At 73.0% G+C, this 14577-nt stretch carries 19 protein-coding genes; 10 read left to right on the top strand and 9 right to left on the bottom strand.

Annotation, left to right across the window (positions count from 1 at the left end; translation table 11 throughout):
• Positions 1–60 precede the first annotated feature (60 nt).
• Positions 61–960: a ribokinase gene (locus tag ABZ738_RS13015; protein ID WP_176092897.1), complete on the top strand. Its 900-nt coding sequence runs from the start codon at positions 61–63 to the stop codon at positions 958–960.
• Here ABZ738_RS13015 and ABZ738_RS13020 read toward each other — a convergent pair.
• Complete coding sequence (locus ABZ738_RS13020) at positions 942–1970, bottom strand: helix-turn-helix domain-containing protein (protein WP_176092898.1); 1029 nt, start codon at positions 1968–1970, stop codon at positions 942–944. The two genes, ABZ738_RS13015 and ABZ738_RS13020, sit on opposite strands and share 19 nt — an antisense overlap.
• A gap of 70 nt (positions 1971–2040) precedes the next feature.
• Here ABZ738_RS13020 and ABZ738_RS13025 point away from each other — a divergent pair, with 70 nt between their 5' ends.
• Positions 2041–2496, top strand: coding sequence for a rhodanese-like domain-containing protein (locus ABZ738_RS13025; protein ID WP_357212918.1), 456 nt, complete (start codon positions 2041–2043; stop codon positions 2494–2496).
• Between the two features lie 80 nt (positions 2497–2576).
• On the opposite strand, the gene ABZ738_RS13030 is transcribed toward ABZ738_RS13025, so the two are convergent.
• The 3 genes from ABZ738_RS13030 to ABZ738_RS13040 form a co-directional block, all read right to left on the bottom strand.
• Positions 2577–3395: a hypothetical protein gene (locus ABZ738_RS13030; RefSeq protein ID WP_176092900.1), complete on the bottom strand. Its 819-nt coding sequence runs from the start codon at positions 3393–3395 to the stop codon at positions 2577–2579.
• Positions 3396–3443: 48 nt separating this feature from the next.
• Positions 3444–3923, bottom strand: a complete 480-nt coding sequence (locus ABZ738_RS13035; RefSeq protein ID WP_131054623.1) for a DUF6232 family protein — start codon at positions 3921–3923, stop codon at positions 3444–3446.
• 78 nt (positions 3924–4001) lie between these two features.
• Positions 4002–4481, bottom strand: coding sequence for a DUF6232 family protein (locus ABZ738_RS13040; protein WP_131054624.1), 480 nt, complete (start codon positions 4479–4481; stop codon positions 4002–4004).
• A 99-nt stretch (positions 4482–4580) separates the two neighbouring features.
• On the opposite strand from ABZ738_RS13040, the gene ABZ738_RS13045 reads away from it, so the two are divergent.
• Positions 4581–5354: an enoyl-CoA hydratase-related protein gene (locus ABZ738_RS13045; protein ID WP_131054625.1), complete on the top strand. Its 774-nt coding sequence runs from the start codon at positions 4581–4583 to the stop codon at positions 5352–5354.
• Positions 5355–5421: 67 nt separating this feature from the next.
• Positions 5422–7044: an acetolactate synthase gene (locus ABZ738_RS13050; RefSeq protein ID WP_357212924.1), complete on the top strand. Its 1623-nt coding sequence runs from the start codon at positions 5422–5424 to the stop codon at positions 7042–7044.
• Positions 7045–7068: 24 nt separating this feature from the next.
• Here ABZ738_RS13050 and ABZ738_RS13055 read toward each other — a convergent pair whose 3' ends face one another.
• Genes ABZ738_RS13055 through ABZ738_RS13065 form a run of 3 tightly spaced genes read right to left on the bottom strand, consistent with a single transcriptional unit; the run spans position 7069 to position 8201 of the window.
• Entirely contained in the window at positions 7069–7482 is a 414-nt protein-coding gene (locus ABZ738_RS13055; protein WP_357212927.1) for a PLD nuclease N-terminal domain-containing protein, read from the bottom strand.
• 30 nt (positions 7483–7512) lie between these two features.
• Positions 7513–7815 carry a DUF202 domain-containing protein gene (locus ABZ738_RS13060; RefSeq protein ID WP_131054628.1) on the bottom strand — a complete coding sequence of 101 codons (303 nt, stop codon included), beginning with the start codon at positions 7813–7815 and terminating at the stop codon, positions 7513–7515.
• The gene (locus tag ABZ738_RS13065) at positions 7812–8201 is read right to left on the bottom strand and encodes a DUF202 domain-containing protein (RefSeq protein WP_131054629.1); all 390 of its coding nucleotides are present in this window, start codon (positions 8199–8201) and stop codon (positions 7812–7814) included. The genes ABZ738_RS13060 and ABZ738_RS13065 overlap by 4 nt, the downstream gene beginning before the upstream one ends.
• Positions 8202–8241: 40 nt before the next feature.
• Between ABZ738_RS13065 and ABZ738_RS13070 the strand changes: the two genes are divergently transcribed.
• From ABZ738_RS13070 to ABZ738_RS13085, 4 genes are all read left to right on the top strand, one after another.
• The gene (locus tag ABZ738_RS13070) at positions 8242–9039 is read left to right on the top strand and encodes a GNAT family N-acetyltransferase (protein ID WP_357212930.1); all 798 of its coding nucleotides are present in this window, start codon (positions 8242–8244) and stop codon (positions 9037–9039) included.
• Positions 9036–9449 (top strand): hypothetical protein, encoded by a 414-nt coding sequence (locus ABZ738_RS13075; protein ID WP_357212933.1) that lies wholly within the window; start codon positions 9036–9038, stop codon positions 9447–9449. The genes ABZ738_RS13070 and ABZ738_RS13075 overlap by 4 nt, the downstream gene beginning before the upstream one ends.
• A gap of 190 nt (positions 9450–9639) precedes the next feature.
• Positions 9640–10419, top strand: coding sequence for an electron transfer flavoprotein subunit beta/FixA family protein (locus ABZ738_RS13080; RefSeq protein WP_131054632.1), 780 nt, complete (start codon positions 9640–9642; stop codon positions 10417–10419).
• Between the two features lie 12 nt (positions 10420–10431).
• Positions 10432–11391, top strand: a complete 960-nt coding sequence (locus tag ABZ738_RS13085; protein ID WP_357212936.1) for an electron transfer flavoprotein subunit alpha/FixB family protein — start codon at positions 10432–10434, stop codon at positions 11389–11391.
• 101 nt (positions 11392–11492) lie between these two features.
• Here the strand turns inward: ABZ738_RS13085 and ABZ738_RS13090 are convergent, their stop codons facing one another.
• Positions 11493–12290 (bottom strand): anti-sigma factor, encoded by a 798-nt coding sequence (locus tag ABZ738_RS13090; RefSeq protein ID WP_357212939.1) that lies wholly within the window; start codon positions 12288–12290, stop codon positions 11493–11495.
• A complete protein-coding gene (locus ABZ738_RS13095) occupies positions 12244–12846 on the bottom strand; it encodes a sigma-70 family RNA polymerase sigma factor (protein WP_131057031.1) in 603 nt (200 codons plus the stop codon). The genes ABZ738_RS13090 and ABZ738_RS13095 overlap by 47 nt, the downstream gene beginning before the upstream one ends.
• A gap of 229 nt (positions 12847–13075) precedes the next feature.
• On the opposite strand from ABZ738_RS13095, the gene ABZ738_RS13100 reads away from it, so the two are divergent.
• Both ABZ738_RS13100 and ABZ738_RS13105 read left to right on the top strand, forming a co-directional pair.
• The gene (locus ABZ738_RS13100) at positions 13076–13906 is read left to right on the top strand and encodes a DUF4397 domain-containing protein (RefSeq protein WP_131057029.1); all 831 of its coding nucleotides are present in this window, start codon (positions 13076–13078) and stop codon (positions 13904–13906) included.
• The gene (locus ABZ738_RS13105) at positions 13903–14553 is read left to right on the top strand and encodes a class F sortase (protein ID WP_176092909.1); all 651 of its coding nucleotides are present in this window, start codon (positions 13903–13905) and stop codon (positions 14551–14553) included. Before ABZ738_RS13100 ends, ABZ738_RS13105 begins: the two co-directional genes overlap by 4 nt.
• Positions 14554–14577 lie beyond the last annotated feature (24 nt).

Here is a 14577-nt window from a genome sequence, read left to right on the forward strand (position 1 = left end):
TCACCTCAGACGAGCCAGCCAGCACGAGCCAGCCACACGAGCGAGCCGGAGGAGGCTTTCGTGCCCCAGACCCGGGTCGCCGTGGTGGGCAGCGCGAACATGGACCTGGTCGCCACCGCCCCGGCCCTGCCCCGGCCGGGGGAGACCACGCTCGGCACCGACTTCGTCACGGTGCCCGGCGGCAAGGGGGCGAACCAGGCCATCGCCGCCGCCCGCGCGGGTGCCGCCAGCACCTTCCTCGGCGCGATCGGTTCCGACTCGTTCGGGGTGACCCTGCGGGCCCGGATCGCCGCCGCCGGGGTCGACACCAGCCACCTCCGCACCAGTTACGGCGCCTCCGGGGTGGCCCTGGTCATGGTCAACGCCGCGGGCGAGAACGCGATCCTGGTGACGCCGGGCGCGAACGGCTCGATGACCGCGCTCACCGAGGGCGAACTGGCCGCCGTACGGGACGCGGACGTGCTGGTCGCCCAGTTGGAGATCCCGGTGGAGACGGTGACCGAGGCGGCGGTGGCCGCCCGGGCGGCCGGCACCCGGGTGGTGCTCAACGCCGCGCCGGCCGTTCCGTTGCCGCCGGACCTGCTGGCCGCCGTGGACCTGCTGGTGGTCAACGAGAACGAGGCGCAGACGTACACCGGTCGGGGCCGGGACGAGCCGCAGGCGCTGCTCGACCTGGTGCCCCGGGCGGTGCTCACCCTCGGCGCGCAGGGCGCCTGGTACGGCGACCGGGACGGTGTCGCCGCGCACGTGCCCGCCGTACCGGTGGACACGGTGGACTCGACGGCCGCCGGGGACGCGTTCACGGCCGCGCTCGCGGTGGCCTGGGGCGAGGGCCGGGACCTGGTCGACGCGGTCCGCTGGGCGGCGGCGGCCGGCGCGGCCTGCGTCCGTCGGCTCGGCGCGAGCGTGTCGCTGCCGCACCGGGCCGACATCGACCAGCTCTACGTCCCGGCACCCTGACCGGGACGGCCGGTCGGGCGTCCGCCGCCGTGTCCCGGTGCGGTGTCGGCGTCGGTGCGGAACGCCCGGCGGTACGCCGACGGTGAGGTCCGCATCGCCCGGGCGAAGTGGTGGCGGTAGGTGACCGACGTGTCGAAGCCGACCGCGGCGGCGATCTCCGTGACCGGTGCGTCGCTCGTCTCCAGCAGCGCCAGGCTGGCCCGGATCCGCTGGTCGATCAGCCACCGGATCGGGCTGGTGCCGGTGGCACGGGCGAAGTGCCGCAGGTAGGTGCGCGGTGACATGTGCGCCTGCCGGGCCAGCGTCGCCACCGTCAGCGGTGCGGGCAGGTGCGCCAACGCCCAGGCGAGGCTGCCGGCGATCCGGTCGTCGTCCGGGCCGGTGGTCACCGGGGCCTCGATGAACTGCGCCTGACCGCCGTCGCGGTGCGGCGGGATCACCAGCCGCCGGGCCACCGCGTTGGCCACCGCCACCCCGTGGTCCCGCCGGACCAGGTGCACGCAGAGGTCCAGACCGGCGGCGCTGCCCGCGCTGGTGAGCACGTCACCGTCGTCGAGGTACAGCACGTCGGGATCCACCGTCACCTGCGGGTAGCGGCGGGCCAGCAGGTCGGCGTACCGCCAGTGGGTGGTGGCCCGACGGCCGTCGAGCAGGCCGGCGCCGGCCAGCGCGAACGCGCCGGAACAGAGGGAGACGAGCCGGGCGCCGCCCCGGTGCGCCCGGCGCAGGGCGGCGACCAGTTCGGGTGACGGCGTGCCGTGCACGTCGGGCACCCCGGGCACGATCACCGTCCCGGCGGCGGCCAGGTCGTCCAGGCCGTACGGGCTGTGCAGGCCGGCGCCGCCGACCAGCGGCACCGGGCCGGGCCGTTCGGCGCAGAGCCGCAGCGTGTACCAGGGCACGCCCAGCTCGGGCCGGGGCAGACCGAAGACCTCGGTGACGAATCCGGTCTCGAAGACCGACATCCCCGGGTACGCGAGCACGGCGACGGTGCGGTCCGCCGGAGTCATGGCGGGATGTTAGCGCAGTACGGCGGCAGCGCCACTCGTCGTCGACGGCGTACCGGCCGAGGATCGGTGCATGTCACGTGTTTTCGCGGTGCCGGCCGCCACGCCGGATGCCGCCGTCACCCAGTTCCTGGACCGGCTCCGGTTCGAGACCGACGTCGCCGACGTGCACGCCGACCTGACCGCCGGGGTGCCCGATCTGGTGGTGGTCGACTCCCGGAGCGACGACGCCTGGGAGCAGGGTCATCTGCCCGACGCCCTGCACCTGCCCACCGCGCGGATCGCCACGGAGGCGGCGGTGACGGTGCCACCCGGAGCGCGGGTGGTGACGTACTGCTGGGGTCCCGGTTGTGACGGCGCCACCCGGGCGGCGCTGGAGTTCGCCCGGCTCGGCTATCCGGTCAAGGAGATGCGCGGCGGGTACGAGTACTGGGCGCGGGAGGGCCTGCCGGTGGTGACCGGGACCGGGATCACGCAGCGACCGGTGGACGAGCTGACCGCGCCGCGCCGCGCCGCCTGCGGCTGCTGACCGTCCTCCGGCCACCGCCCGCGACCGCCGGCTGTCTCCCCGGGGGCGCGGGCGGCGGACCGGCACCGCGTCGGGTGGTGTCAGCCGGCGTCGTCGCTCAGCTTCTCGCCCCGTCGTCGCAGCATGCCCAGGCCGGGGATGCCGGCCACGGCGAGCTTGAGGTCCCGGGTGACGTCGAGCAGGTCGTGCAGGTCCGGACCGACCCGGTCCAGCGTGGCCAGGATCGGCAGCACGTCCGAGGTGAGGTGTTCCCGGAGCCTCGGCAACTCGTCGACCAGGCGTACGGCGGCGGTGACCTCCTCCTCGCTGAGCTGCTCGACGAAGTGGTTGGCCATCGGGGCGGCCCGGCGCAGCGCCGGCTCGTACGCGGCCAGCAGCTCGGCCGCCGTCGCCGCCGCCTCGGCCGCCGCGCCCACCGTGCCGGCGGCCCGGCCGGTCACCGACGTCGCCGTGTCGACCACGCCCTCGGCCGTGCGGGTCACCCGCTCGGCGCCGGCCACCACCGTGGCGGCGGCTGTCGACACCTGCTCGGCGGTGGCCACCACGGTGGCGGCGGCCGCCGACACCCGCTCGGCCTCACCGATCACCCCGGCCGCCGTGGCGGTCAGCTCGCTCGCCTGCCGCACGGCGGTGGTGGCCGCCGCGCTGATCACCGCCACCTCGCGGACGGCCACGTCGGCGTCGGTGAGCATCTGGTCGGTGCGGTCCAGGGTCTGCTCGACCCGGTCCACCACACCCTCGATCCGGTCCACCACGCCGTTGATCCGGTTCAGCAGCTCCTCCACGCCGTCCAGCACCGCGAACGCGCGGGTCGGGACCGCCGCGAACGACGCGGCCTGGTCGAGGGCGGATCGGGTGAGACCGACGACCGAGGTCGGCCGGGGAAGGGGGATCGCCATGCCGTCAAGTGTGCGCCGCCCCGGCCAGCGGCACCGGGCGCCCGGTCGTCAGTGGTCTCCCTGCTGCTCGACGGCGCGTTGCACCGCCCGGTAGATCTGCCCGAACCGCAGCGCGTCGGGCGTGCGCAGCACCATCACCTCCTGACCCCGGTACTGCACCCACAACTCGTTGACCCGGTTCCCGCGCTCGTACGAGCGGTCCAGCCAGCCGAGCGGGATCTCCAGGAACGGCACCAGCGCCAGCGCGACGACCACGCAGGCGACGAAGACGATCAGCGCGGGCATCCACTCGCCCCGGTCCGAGGCGGACCAGGCCAGCGAGATCACGCAGATCAGCCCGATCAGCGGGGGCAGGGAGAGCAGGAGGACCAGAACGCCCCGGCCGAGCACCCGCCCCCGTACGGCGAGGGTGGTCTGTCCCTTGGCGTGCCAGACGTAGGTCACTTCGGTCAGCGGGATGACGTGTCCTGCGGCCCGGATCGACTCCGACGTCACCTGCACCGTGTCGTCCCGGTAATAGAGCGCCATCACTAAGCCTAACCACCTCCGGGCGTTCCGTGTCTGTCACGCGGAGGTCAGCGTCGCCTCATGCGGAGGTCGGCCCGGTCAACGACGGCGGGGCGGGCGGGCCGGTTCGTTCGCCTCCATGGCCCGTTGCACGGCGCGGTAGATCTGCCCGAAGCGCAGCGCGTCCGGGGTCTGGAGCAGCCGGACGGGGTGTCCCCGCCAGCGGATCCACACCTCCCGCTGGCGGCTGCCCCGGGCGTACGAGCGGTCGAAGTACTCGAAGAGCTGGTCGGCGATGGGCCCGGCGGCCAGGCCGATCAGCACCGAGGTACCGATGATGGCGACGGTGACGGTCGGCGACCGGTCGAGCCAGATGCCGATGACGATGCCGATGACGGCGAAGACCAGCGGGACGATCATCGCCGCGCCGAGGGCGCCACGTCCGGCCAGCACCCGCCAGGACAGGGTGCCCCGGTGGTGCCAGAGCTCGCTGATCTCGGTCAGCGGGTACGAGTCACCGTCGACGGTGACGGCGCGTGAGGTGACCTGTACGGACCTGTCGTCGTAGTACGTGACCATCGCGGGAACTCCGGGTGGTGGGACTGGCGGCCAGACTACGTGTCCGACCAGGTGCGCCGTAAGGTTGGCACGGACTTCAACGAGGAAGTGAGGGTCAGCGTGGGTGAGTTCGTGCGGCTGGAGACCAGGGACGGCATCGGCACCATCCGGTTGGACCGGCCACCGATGAACGCGCTCAACACCCAGGTGCAGGAGGAGTTGCGGGCCGCCGCGTCGGCCGCCACCACCGACCCCGAGGTCCGCGCGGTCATCGTGTACGGCGGGGAGAAGGTGTTCGCGGCCGGTGCGGACATCAAGGAGATGGCCGACATGTCCTACGTGGACATGTCCGAGCGGGCGGCCGACCTGTCCAGCGCGCTCGGCGCGATCGCCCGGATCCCCAAGCCGGTGGTGGCCGCGATCACCGGGTACGCCCTCGGTGGCGGCTGCGAGCTGGCGCTGGCCTGTGACTGGCGGGTGGTGGCCGAGGACGCCAAGCTCGGCCAGCCCGAGATCAAGCTCGGCATCATCCCCGGTGCCGGCGGCACCCAGCGGCTGGCCCGGCTGATCGGGCCGGCACGTGCCAAGGATCTGATCATGTCCGGTCGGATGGTGGACGCGCAGGAGGCGCTGCGGATCGGTCTGGCCGACCGGGTCGCGCCGGCCGGCGAGGTCTACGACGCGGCGGTGGCGCTGGTGCAGCCGTACCTGCGCGGCCCGGTGCAGGCGCTGCGGGCGGCGAAGCTCGCCGTGGACGGCGGCCTGGACATGGACCTGAACTCCGCCCTGGCCTGGGAGAGTCAGCTCTTCGCGGCGCTGTTCGCCACCGACGACCGGCGGGAGGGTATGGCGGCGTTCGTGGCGAAGCGGAAGCCGGACTTCACCGGTCGATGAAGATGGTTCACATTCCAGCTACCGGCCAGTAGCGTGTGACTCCGGTCGCCGACGAGAAGGAGCGGGAATGACGGAGCGGATCGAGGGGCACGGCGGGGAACTCGCACTCGCGGCGCTGCGCGCGTACGGGGTGCGGGAGATGTTCACCCTCTCCGGCGGGCACGTGTTCCCGCTCTACGACGCCGCGTACAAGTCCGACTTCCCGATCTACGACGTGCGGCACGAGCAGTCCGCCGTCTTCGCCGCCGAGGCGGTGGCGAAGCTCCAGCGTCGCCCCGGCCTGGCCGTACTCACCGCCGGACCGGGCGTGACCAACGGTGTGTCCGGCCTGACCAGCGCGTATTTCAACGCCTCGCCGGTGCTGGTGATGGGCGGCCGGGCCCCGCAGTTCCGCTGGGGCTCGGGCAGCCTCCAGGAGATGGACCACCTGCCGCTGGTCGCCCCGGTCACCAAGCACGCCGAGACGGTGTTCACCGCCGACGACATCCCCCGGGCCGTCGCCGCCGCACTGCGCACCGCGCTCACCCCGCACCGGGGGCCGGTCTTCCTCGACTTCCCGCTGGAGGCGATCTTCTCGGTGGGCGACGCCGAGCTGCCGACGGCGACGGGCGTCGAGCCGGTCGAGGCCGACCCCGACGAGGTGGCCGCCGCCGCGCGGCTGATCGCCGGTGCGGCCCGTCCGGTCATCGTCGCCGGTTCCGACGTGTACGCCGGTGACGCCGTGGACGCGCTGCGCGCCGCCGCCGAGGCGCTCACCGTGCCGGTCTTCACCAACGGCATGGGTCGGGGCGCCCTGCCGCCGGAGCATCCGCTGGCCTTCGCCAAGGCCCGCCGGGTCGCGCTCTCCGGCGCCGACGTGGTCGTGGTGGTCGGCACCCCGCTGGACTTCCGGCTCTCCTTCGGTGACTTCGGGGACGCCAAGGTGGTGCACGTGGTGGACGCGCCGAGCCAGCGCGCCTCGCACGTCGAGACGGCCGTCGCTCCCGCCGGTGACCTGCGGGCCGTGCTCACCGCCTTCGCCGAGTACACCGGCGACCGGGCCGACCACGCGGACTGGGTGGCGCAGTTGCGCACCGCCGAGGACGCCGCCAAGGCCCGCGACGCCGAGGAGATGGCCGCCGAGACGGACCCGATCCGGCCCGCCCGTGTCTACGGGGAACTCCGCAGGGTCCTCGCCCGCGACGCGGTCACCATCGGCGACGGCGGCGACTTCGTCTCGTACGCCGGGCGCTACCTGGAGCCGGCCCAGCCCGGCACCTGGCTCGATCCGGGCCCGTACGGCTGCCTCGGCACCGGCATGGGTTACGCGATGGGGGCCCGGATCACCCACCCGGACCGGCAGGTCTGCGTGCTGATGGGCGACGGCGCGGCCGGCTTCTCGCTGATGGACGTCGAGTCCCTGGCCCGGCAGAAGCTGCCGGTGGTGATCGTGGTCGGCAACAACGGCATCTGGGGTCTGGAGAAGCACCCGATGCGGGCCATGTACGGCTACGACGTCGCCGCCGACCTCCAGCCCGAGCTGCGGTACGACCACGTGGTGAGCGCCCTCGGCGGGGCGGGGGAGACGGTCGCCAAGGCGGCCGACCTGGGTCCGGCCCTGGCGCGGGCCTTCGACGCGGGAGTGCCGTACCTGGTCAACGTGCTCACCGACCCGGCTGACGCGTACCCCCGCTCCTCGAACCTGGCGTGAGCGCGGCACCCCGCCCCGGCCGGTTCACACCTCGGGGCGGGGTTCCTCGCGCGGCGGGTCGCCCTCGCGTCGGCGCAGGTCGTCCTCGCGCCGCCGCAGGTCCTCCTCCCAGCGCTGGAAGAGTTCCTGGTCCTCCTTGCGGGACCGCTCCTGGATCGAGCGCAGGAACTCGGGGTCGTCGTCCGGGGCGAGCGGTCGCTGCGGGCCCCGTTCGGTGGGTGGGCCGCCCGTCGAGAACATGCCGCCGTCGGCCTTGCGCTCGCGCCCGGCGACGAACCAGGCGATCGAGCCGATCAGCGGGGCGAAGAGGATCATCAGCACCCAGGCGATCCGGGGTAGGTGACGGATGTCGTCTTCCTCGGCGGAGAGGCAGCTGATCAGGGCGCAGACGGCGAGGACGACCTGCACCACGAAGAGGAGGATGTACAGCCGGGCCATGTACCCATCATGTCCTACCCGACGGGATGGTCACACCCCGCGCAGCACCAGCAGCACGCCGAGCAGGGCGAATCCGGCCGTCCCCAGCCCGACCAGGGCGAGCGTACGGCCGCCGCCGGCAGCCGCGCCGACGGTGCTGCTCCGCCGCCAACAGAGCGTGACGACCGCCACCCAGCCGAGCACGGCCAGCGCGGCCGGCAGTGCCCCGGCGGGGCCGCCGGTGAGGGCGAGCCGGACGGCCAGCAGCACCACCACGGTCATCGCCAGCGCGGTGCGTCGCCAGGCCAACCGGGTCCGTTCGGGTTGCAGTCCGGGGTCGCGGGTCGCGCTCATCGGCCCACCGCACCCACCAGCACCGCCACCGTGAGCAGCAGCGCGCCGAGCGCGACGACCAGGGCGAGCACGGCCGGGAACCGGGACGCGGGCAGTTCCCTGCCGAGCCGGATGGCGCGTTCGCTGCGCGCCCAGTGGTCCACCGCCCGCAGCGCGACCACGCCGCCGAGCAGCAGCAGCGCCACCGAGATCACCTCGCGCAGGTAGGACGCCGGCATCTCCGGCAGGAACTGCGCGGCGGCGAGCCCACCGGCGATCAGTGCCAGCCCGGTACGCAGCCAGGCCAGGAACGTCCGCTCGTTGGCCAGCGAGAAGCGGTAGTCGGGGGTGTGCCCCACCGACCGCATCTCCTGCGGGTCGAACCAATTCTTGATCAACTGCCACACGCAGGTGATTATCCGGTTCCGGTCGGGCATAACTGGAAACATGACGGATCTTGACGCGATCACGTTGCGCACGGCGTACGACACCCATCTGCGGCCGGGGCTGCCCGATCCGGTGCCGGACGGGGTCCTGGTGGAGCGGGACGGTCCGGTGTCGCGGGTGTGCGGGCTCGACAGCCGGGGCCTGGTGACCTATCGCGATCTCGGCGGTCTGACCGGCATCGAGCTCGACGGGTTGATCGCCCGACAGGTGGCGGCGGCCGTCGAGCGACGTGAGCCGGTGGAGTGGAAGCTGCACGGTCACGACGAGCCGGCCGACCTGCCGCAGCGGCTGCGCACGGCCGGGTTCGTCCCGGAGTCGGAGGAGTCCGTCATGGTGGGGCCGGTCGCGCCCCTGGCCTCCGCGTTGCCCGTGGTGCCCGAGGGCGTGCACCTGCGTGAGGTGACCGGTCGCGCGGACCTGGAGCGGATCGCGGAGCTGGAGACGCAGCTCTGGGGTGCGGATCTGTCCGGCCTGGCCGACGGGCTGGCCCGGGAGATCGACGCCGACCCGCAGTCGATCACCGTGGTGGTGGCCGAGGCGGACGGGACGCTGGTCAGCGCGGGCTGGGTGCGGTATCCGGCGGGGAGCACCTTCGCCACGCTCTGGGGCGGCTCGACCCGGCCGGAGTGGCGGCGTCAGGGGATCTACCGGGCGCTGGTCACCTACCGGGCCCGGTCCGCCGGTCAGCGCGACCGGACGCTGTTGCAGGTCGACGCCGGTGCGGAGAGCCGTCCGCTGTTGGAGCGGCTCGGCCTCGTCGCGGTCACCACGGCCACGCCCTACGTCTACACTCCGTGATCATGACGCAGCGGCTGACCGACGAGGAGAAGCTGACCATCAAGACGGGCGCCTTCGGCGCGGTCCTCATGGTCTCGAACGCCGAGCCCGGCCTGCTGGCGGTGTTCCGGGAGAGCTTCGCCGCCTCCGGGGCGATCTCCGAGGCCAGCGGAGTGGTGAAGGAGGCGCTGACCAGCGGGCCGCTGCCGAGGCTGCCGCGCGACTCGGCGCTGGAGATCGAGTCGGTGGTGCTGCCGGCGCTGCGCCGGGCGGTCGGCATCCTCACCGAGAAGGCACCGCAGGACGTCGGGGTCTACCGCGAGGTGGTGCTGGCCGCCGCGGACCGGACCGCCCGCGCCCACCAGGGGGTCAGCCCGGCCGAGGCCGAGGCGATCGGTCGGATCAGGGACGTCCTGGGCGGGGCGTCCTGACCGGTGGTGCCCCCGGTGAGCTGCGTCACGCCGGTCGCGCGGGGAAGCCGATGCTACCGACAGGTAACATCGCGTCGTGGGCAACTGCACAGCAGCCCACGGTTGACCTGACGGCAACAGACACGCAAGGCTGCGCCCCAGACCAGGGCGATTGAGCACACCACCACAGCAGGAGGGTCGTCGAAGCGCGATGAACATCGTCGTACTCGTCAAGCAGGTGCCCGACTCGGGCGCGGACCGCAACCTGCGAACTGACGACAACACTGTCGACCGCGGTTCGGCGAGCAACGTCATCAACGAGATGGACGAATACGCCATCGAAGAGGCGTTGAAGATCAAGGAGGCGCACGGCGGCGAGGTGACGATCCTGACCATGGGTCCGGACCGGGCGACCGAGTCGATCCGCAAGGCGCTGTCGATGGGGCCGGACAAGGCGGTGCACGTGGTGGACGACGCGCTGCACGGCTCCTGCGCGGTGGCCACCTCCAAGGTGCTGGCCGCGGCGCTGGGCCAGCTCGGCGCGGACCTGGTGCTCTGCGGCGCCGAGTCGACCGACGGCCGGGTGCAGGTGCTGCCGCACATGCTGGCCGAGCGGCTGGGGGTGGCGGCGCTGACCGGCGCCCGCAAGCTCACCGTCGACGGCAGCACGTTGACCGTGGAGCGGCAGACCGAGGAGGGCTACGAGGTGGTCACCGCCTCGACGCCGGCCGTGGTCTCCGTCTGGGACACCATCAACGAGCCCCGGTACCCGTCGTTCAAGGGGATCATGGCCGCCAAGAAGAAGCCGGTGCAGACGCTGGGCCTGGCCGACCTGGGCGTGGCCGCCGACGAGGTGGGCCTCGCCGGGGCGACCAGCACGGTGCTGGAGCACAGCAAGCGTCCGCCGCGCTCCGGTGGGGTCAAGGTCACCGACGACGGCTCCGGTGGCGCCCAGTTGGTCGAGTTCCTCGCCACCGAGAAGTTCGTGTGAGGGGTGTGGGACATGTCTGAGGTTCTCGTCGTCGTCGAAGCCACTCGGGAGTTCGGCGTCAAGAAGGTCACCCTGGAGATGCTCACCCTCGCGCGCGAGCTGGGCACTCCGGCGGCGGTGGTGCTCGGCGGCGCCGGTGCCGCCGACGCGCTCGCCGGCAAGCTGGGCGAGTACGGCGCGGAGAAGATCTACGCCGCCGAGGGTGAGGAGATCGACGGCTACCTGGTGGCGCCCAAGGCCACCGTGGTCGCCGACCTGGTCAAGCGGGTCCAGCCGGCCGCCGTCCTGCTCGCCTCCTCACAGGAGGGCAAGGAGATCGCCGCCCGGCTGGCGGTCAAGCTGGACAACGGCATCCTGACCGACGTGGTGGCCCTGGCCGCCGACGGCACCGCCACCCAGGTGGCCTTCGCCGGCTCGACCGTGGTCACCTCCAAGGTGACCCGTGGCCTGCCGCTGGTCACCGTCCGGCCGAACTCGGTCACCCCGGCCCCGGCCGCCGCCACCCCGGCGGTGGAGCAGCTCACGGTGACCGTCGGCGACACCGACAGGCTGGCCAGGGTCGTCGACCGGGTGGCCGAGCAGAAGGGCTCGCGCCCCGAGCTCACCGAGGCCGGCGTGGTGGTCTCCGGTGGTCGTGGTGTCGGCAACGCCGACAACTTCACGCTGGTCGAGGAGTTGGCCGACCTGCTCGGCGGCGCCGTCGGCGCCTCCCGGGCCGCCGTCGACTCCGGGTACTACCCGCACCAGTTCCAGATCGGTCAGACCGGCAAGACCGTCGCCCCGCAGCTCTATGTGGCGCTCGGCATCTCCGGTGCGATCCAGCACCGGGCCGGCATGCAGACCTCGAAGACGATCGTCGCGGTCAACAAGGACGGCGAGGCGCCCATCTTCGAGCTGGCCGACTTCGGCGTGGTCGGCGACCTGTTCAAGATCGTGCCGCAGGCCGCCGAGGAGATCCGCAAGCGCAAGTGAGACGTGACGACGAAGCCGCCGACCGGGAGACCGGGCGGCGGCTTCGTCGTCTGCGCCGAGGGAGCTGATCGGCGGGCCGGGGAGCTGATCCGGCCCGCCGATCAGCCCGTCAAGGAGCCCCTCAACAGGCTGTCGCCGGAGTGGGCGGTGTCGTTGTCGAACTGTTCGGCGGAGACGTCGACAACAGAGTACTTCCCCAGGTCGACGGTGGGCGGGAGCGGCAACAGCACCTCGCTGCCGGTGCCGAGCACGCCGATCGAGAACATCTCCATGGTGCGCGGGTCGATGAGCCAGACCTCGTAGTACCCCGACACGGCCGGGAGATTCGCCACATGCAGATGAAGCTCGCCGCTGTCGAGGACCCGCACGTCCCCACGGGCCTGTGGCGGCGTGCTGCCGTACGCGTCGAGCCGGGCGCTGGCCACCACCGCCTGGGCCGGTGGCGCCGGGTCGGTCGAACCACCGCCCAGCACGACCGCGGTGCCGACCACCCCGACGGCGGCGGCGGCCACCGCCGTGGTCGCGGTCGCCAGCCAGCGCGGCACCCGGCCACGCCGGCCCCGTGCCGCCGGGCCTCCGCCGGTGACCGTCGGGCGGCCGGGGGCCGCCGACGTGTCGCCGGTACGCGGACCGGGCGCGCGTCGCCGAGCGTCGGCGGTCAGCCCGGGTAGGTCCTGTGCGGCCCGGATCTCGGACGTGATGCCCTGCCAGAGGTGCTCCGGCGGATCGGGCAGGTCGCGCAGCCCCTGGGTGGCGGCACCGAGACCGGCGACGTGCCGCAGGTTCTCCACCTCGCCACGACAGTGCGGGCAGCCGTCGAGGTGGGTGCGGTCGACGTCCTCCGCCTCGCTCTCACCGAGTGCCAGAAAGACCAGCCGATCGTGCTCCAGGTGCGGCACCGTCCACCTCCCATCTGCGCTTCAGGCTCGCCATGCCCCGTCGGATGTGACTCTTGACGGTACCCAGCGGCACACCGGTCACCGCCGCGATCTGCTGGTGGGTCAGATCGTCGAAGAAGGCCAGCTCCAGCATGCGTCGCTGGTCGGCGGGGAGTCGCGCGAGCTCGTCGGCGACCACCAGCCGGTCGACCACGACGTCCGGGTCCACGCCGGGTGCGACCGGCTCGGGCAGTTGGCGGACCGCCTCGGTGACCCGGTTGTCCCGGCTGACCGACCGCAGCCGGTCCACCACCTTGCGCCGGGCGATCCCGAGCAGCCAGCCGACCAGGGAGCCCCGGGCGGGATCGAAGGTGTCCCGGCCGAGCCAGGCGGCGACGAAGGTGGCCTGGGTGACGTCCTCCGCGTCGCTGCGGTTGATCAGGGTGCTGGTGGCCAGATGGAACACGGCACGGCCGTAGCGGTCGTACGCCTCGCGTAATGCCAGTTCGTCGCCGTGGCGGAACCGGTCGGCGAGGTCGTCCTCGGGTGTCCCCGGCTCGTGCCGGGCCCCGTTCACGGGACAGGTCGCCTGGTTGGGGGCATGCCCGACTGTAGCTCTCACCGGCGCTGTCCCCTCTGTCGACCCAGCGGCTCCTCGATGTCTCTTCGCTCGGGACCGCCCCGCCGGATGCGGTGGAGAGGAAGAAAAGAAAGTCGATTTCCGGCGCATCCAGGCGCCGGCGTACCGGCGTAACTCGGGATGTCAGCAACACCAACGAACCAGTACGAACCATCAGGAGGCAGACATGCAGCTCGCGTACCTTCGTCGGGTCGCGGCAGGCGGCGCGGTCGCCGCGCTGACCTTCGTCGCCGCCGGCGTCGCCACCGCCACCCCGGCCTACGCCGCCACCTCGAAGGTCTCCGTCGTGCACGGCATCCCGGACACCCCGGTCGACGTCTACGTCAACGGCGAGAAGACGCTTGAGGGATTCAAGCCCGGTGACGTGGCGGGTCCGCTGGACCTGGCCGAGGGGCGGTACGACCTCGCGCTGACCAAGCCGGGCGAGCCGATCGGCCAGGCCATCCTGACCGTGGACGACGCCGAGGTGCCGGGCGGGGCGAACCTCAGCCTCGCCGCCCACCTCGACGCCGAGGGCAAGCCGAAGATCACGCCGTTCGTCAACGACACCGCCAAGGTGGACGCCGGCAAGGCCCGGCTGATCGTCCGGCACACCGCCGCCGCTCCGGCGGTGGACGTACGGGCCGGTGGCACGCCGGTCTTCGAGGACCTGACCAACCCGAACGAGGCCAAGGGCGACGTGGACGCGGGCAGCGTCTCGGCGGACGTGGTGCTCGCCGGCACCGACACGGTGGTGATCGGGCCCGCCGACCTGAACCTGCGCGAGGGCACCGCGACGATCGTCTACGCCATCGGCTCCGCCGAGGGCGAGAACCTGGACATCGTGGCGCAGACCATCACCGGGCTGCACTCGGCCCCCTCCGGCGTGCCCAGCGGCACCGGCGGCCAGGCCGGGACCGGGCTGACCACCGGCTGGTACGTCCTGGCGGGTGTCGGGGTGCTGCTGCTGGTGCTGGGCGGCGTCCGGGTGGCCGGCACCGTCTCGGGTCGCCGGTGAGCGTCGTCAACCGGGCGGCGCTGGCGGCACTCGCCGCCGGCGCCGCCGCGCTCACCGTGACCGCCGTGGTGGCTGTCGCCTCCCGTCCGTCGGGAAGTGTCGGCGCCGAGCAGGCCGCCGCACTGGCCAGTCCGACGCCGTCGGCCGTGGCGCCGAGCGTGGCGGTACGCCCCGGCGGGCTACCCGACGCGGAGACCCCGGTGCCCCCGGTGCGCCTGCGGATCCCCGCGATCGAGGTCGTCGCACGGGTGGAGCCGGTCGGGGTGGACGCGCGCAGCGGCGAGTTCGACGTGCCGCCCAGCGTGGACCGGATCGGCTGGTACCGCTTCGGTCCCGGCCTGGAGGCCGACGCCGGTTCGGTGGTGATCGCCGGCCACGTCGACAGCGCGGAGCAGGGCCGGGGCGCCTTCTGGCGACTGCGGGAACTCGCGCCGGGCGACACGCTCACGGTCACCGGCGCCGACGACACGCCACGCGACTACCGGGTCGTCGCCCGGGAGGAGTACGACAAGACGAAGATCCCGCTGGAGCGCTACTTCGCCCGTGACGGCCGGCCCCGGCTGACGCTGATCACGTGCGGCGGACCGTTCGACGCCCAGGCCCGCAGGTATCGCGACAACATCGTGGTGACGGCGGTTCCGGCGTGAGCACTCCGGCCTGCGGTCGAGGCG

The organism is Micromonospora sp. NPDC047793 (genome assembly GCF_040642635.1).
GTDB lineage: Bacteria > Actinomycetota > Actinomycetes > Mycobacteriales > Micromonosporaceae > Micromonospora.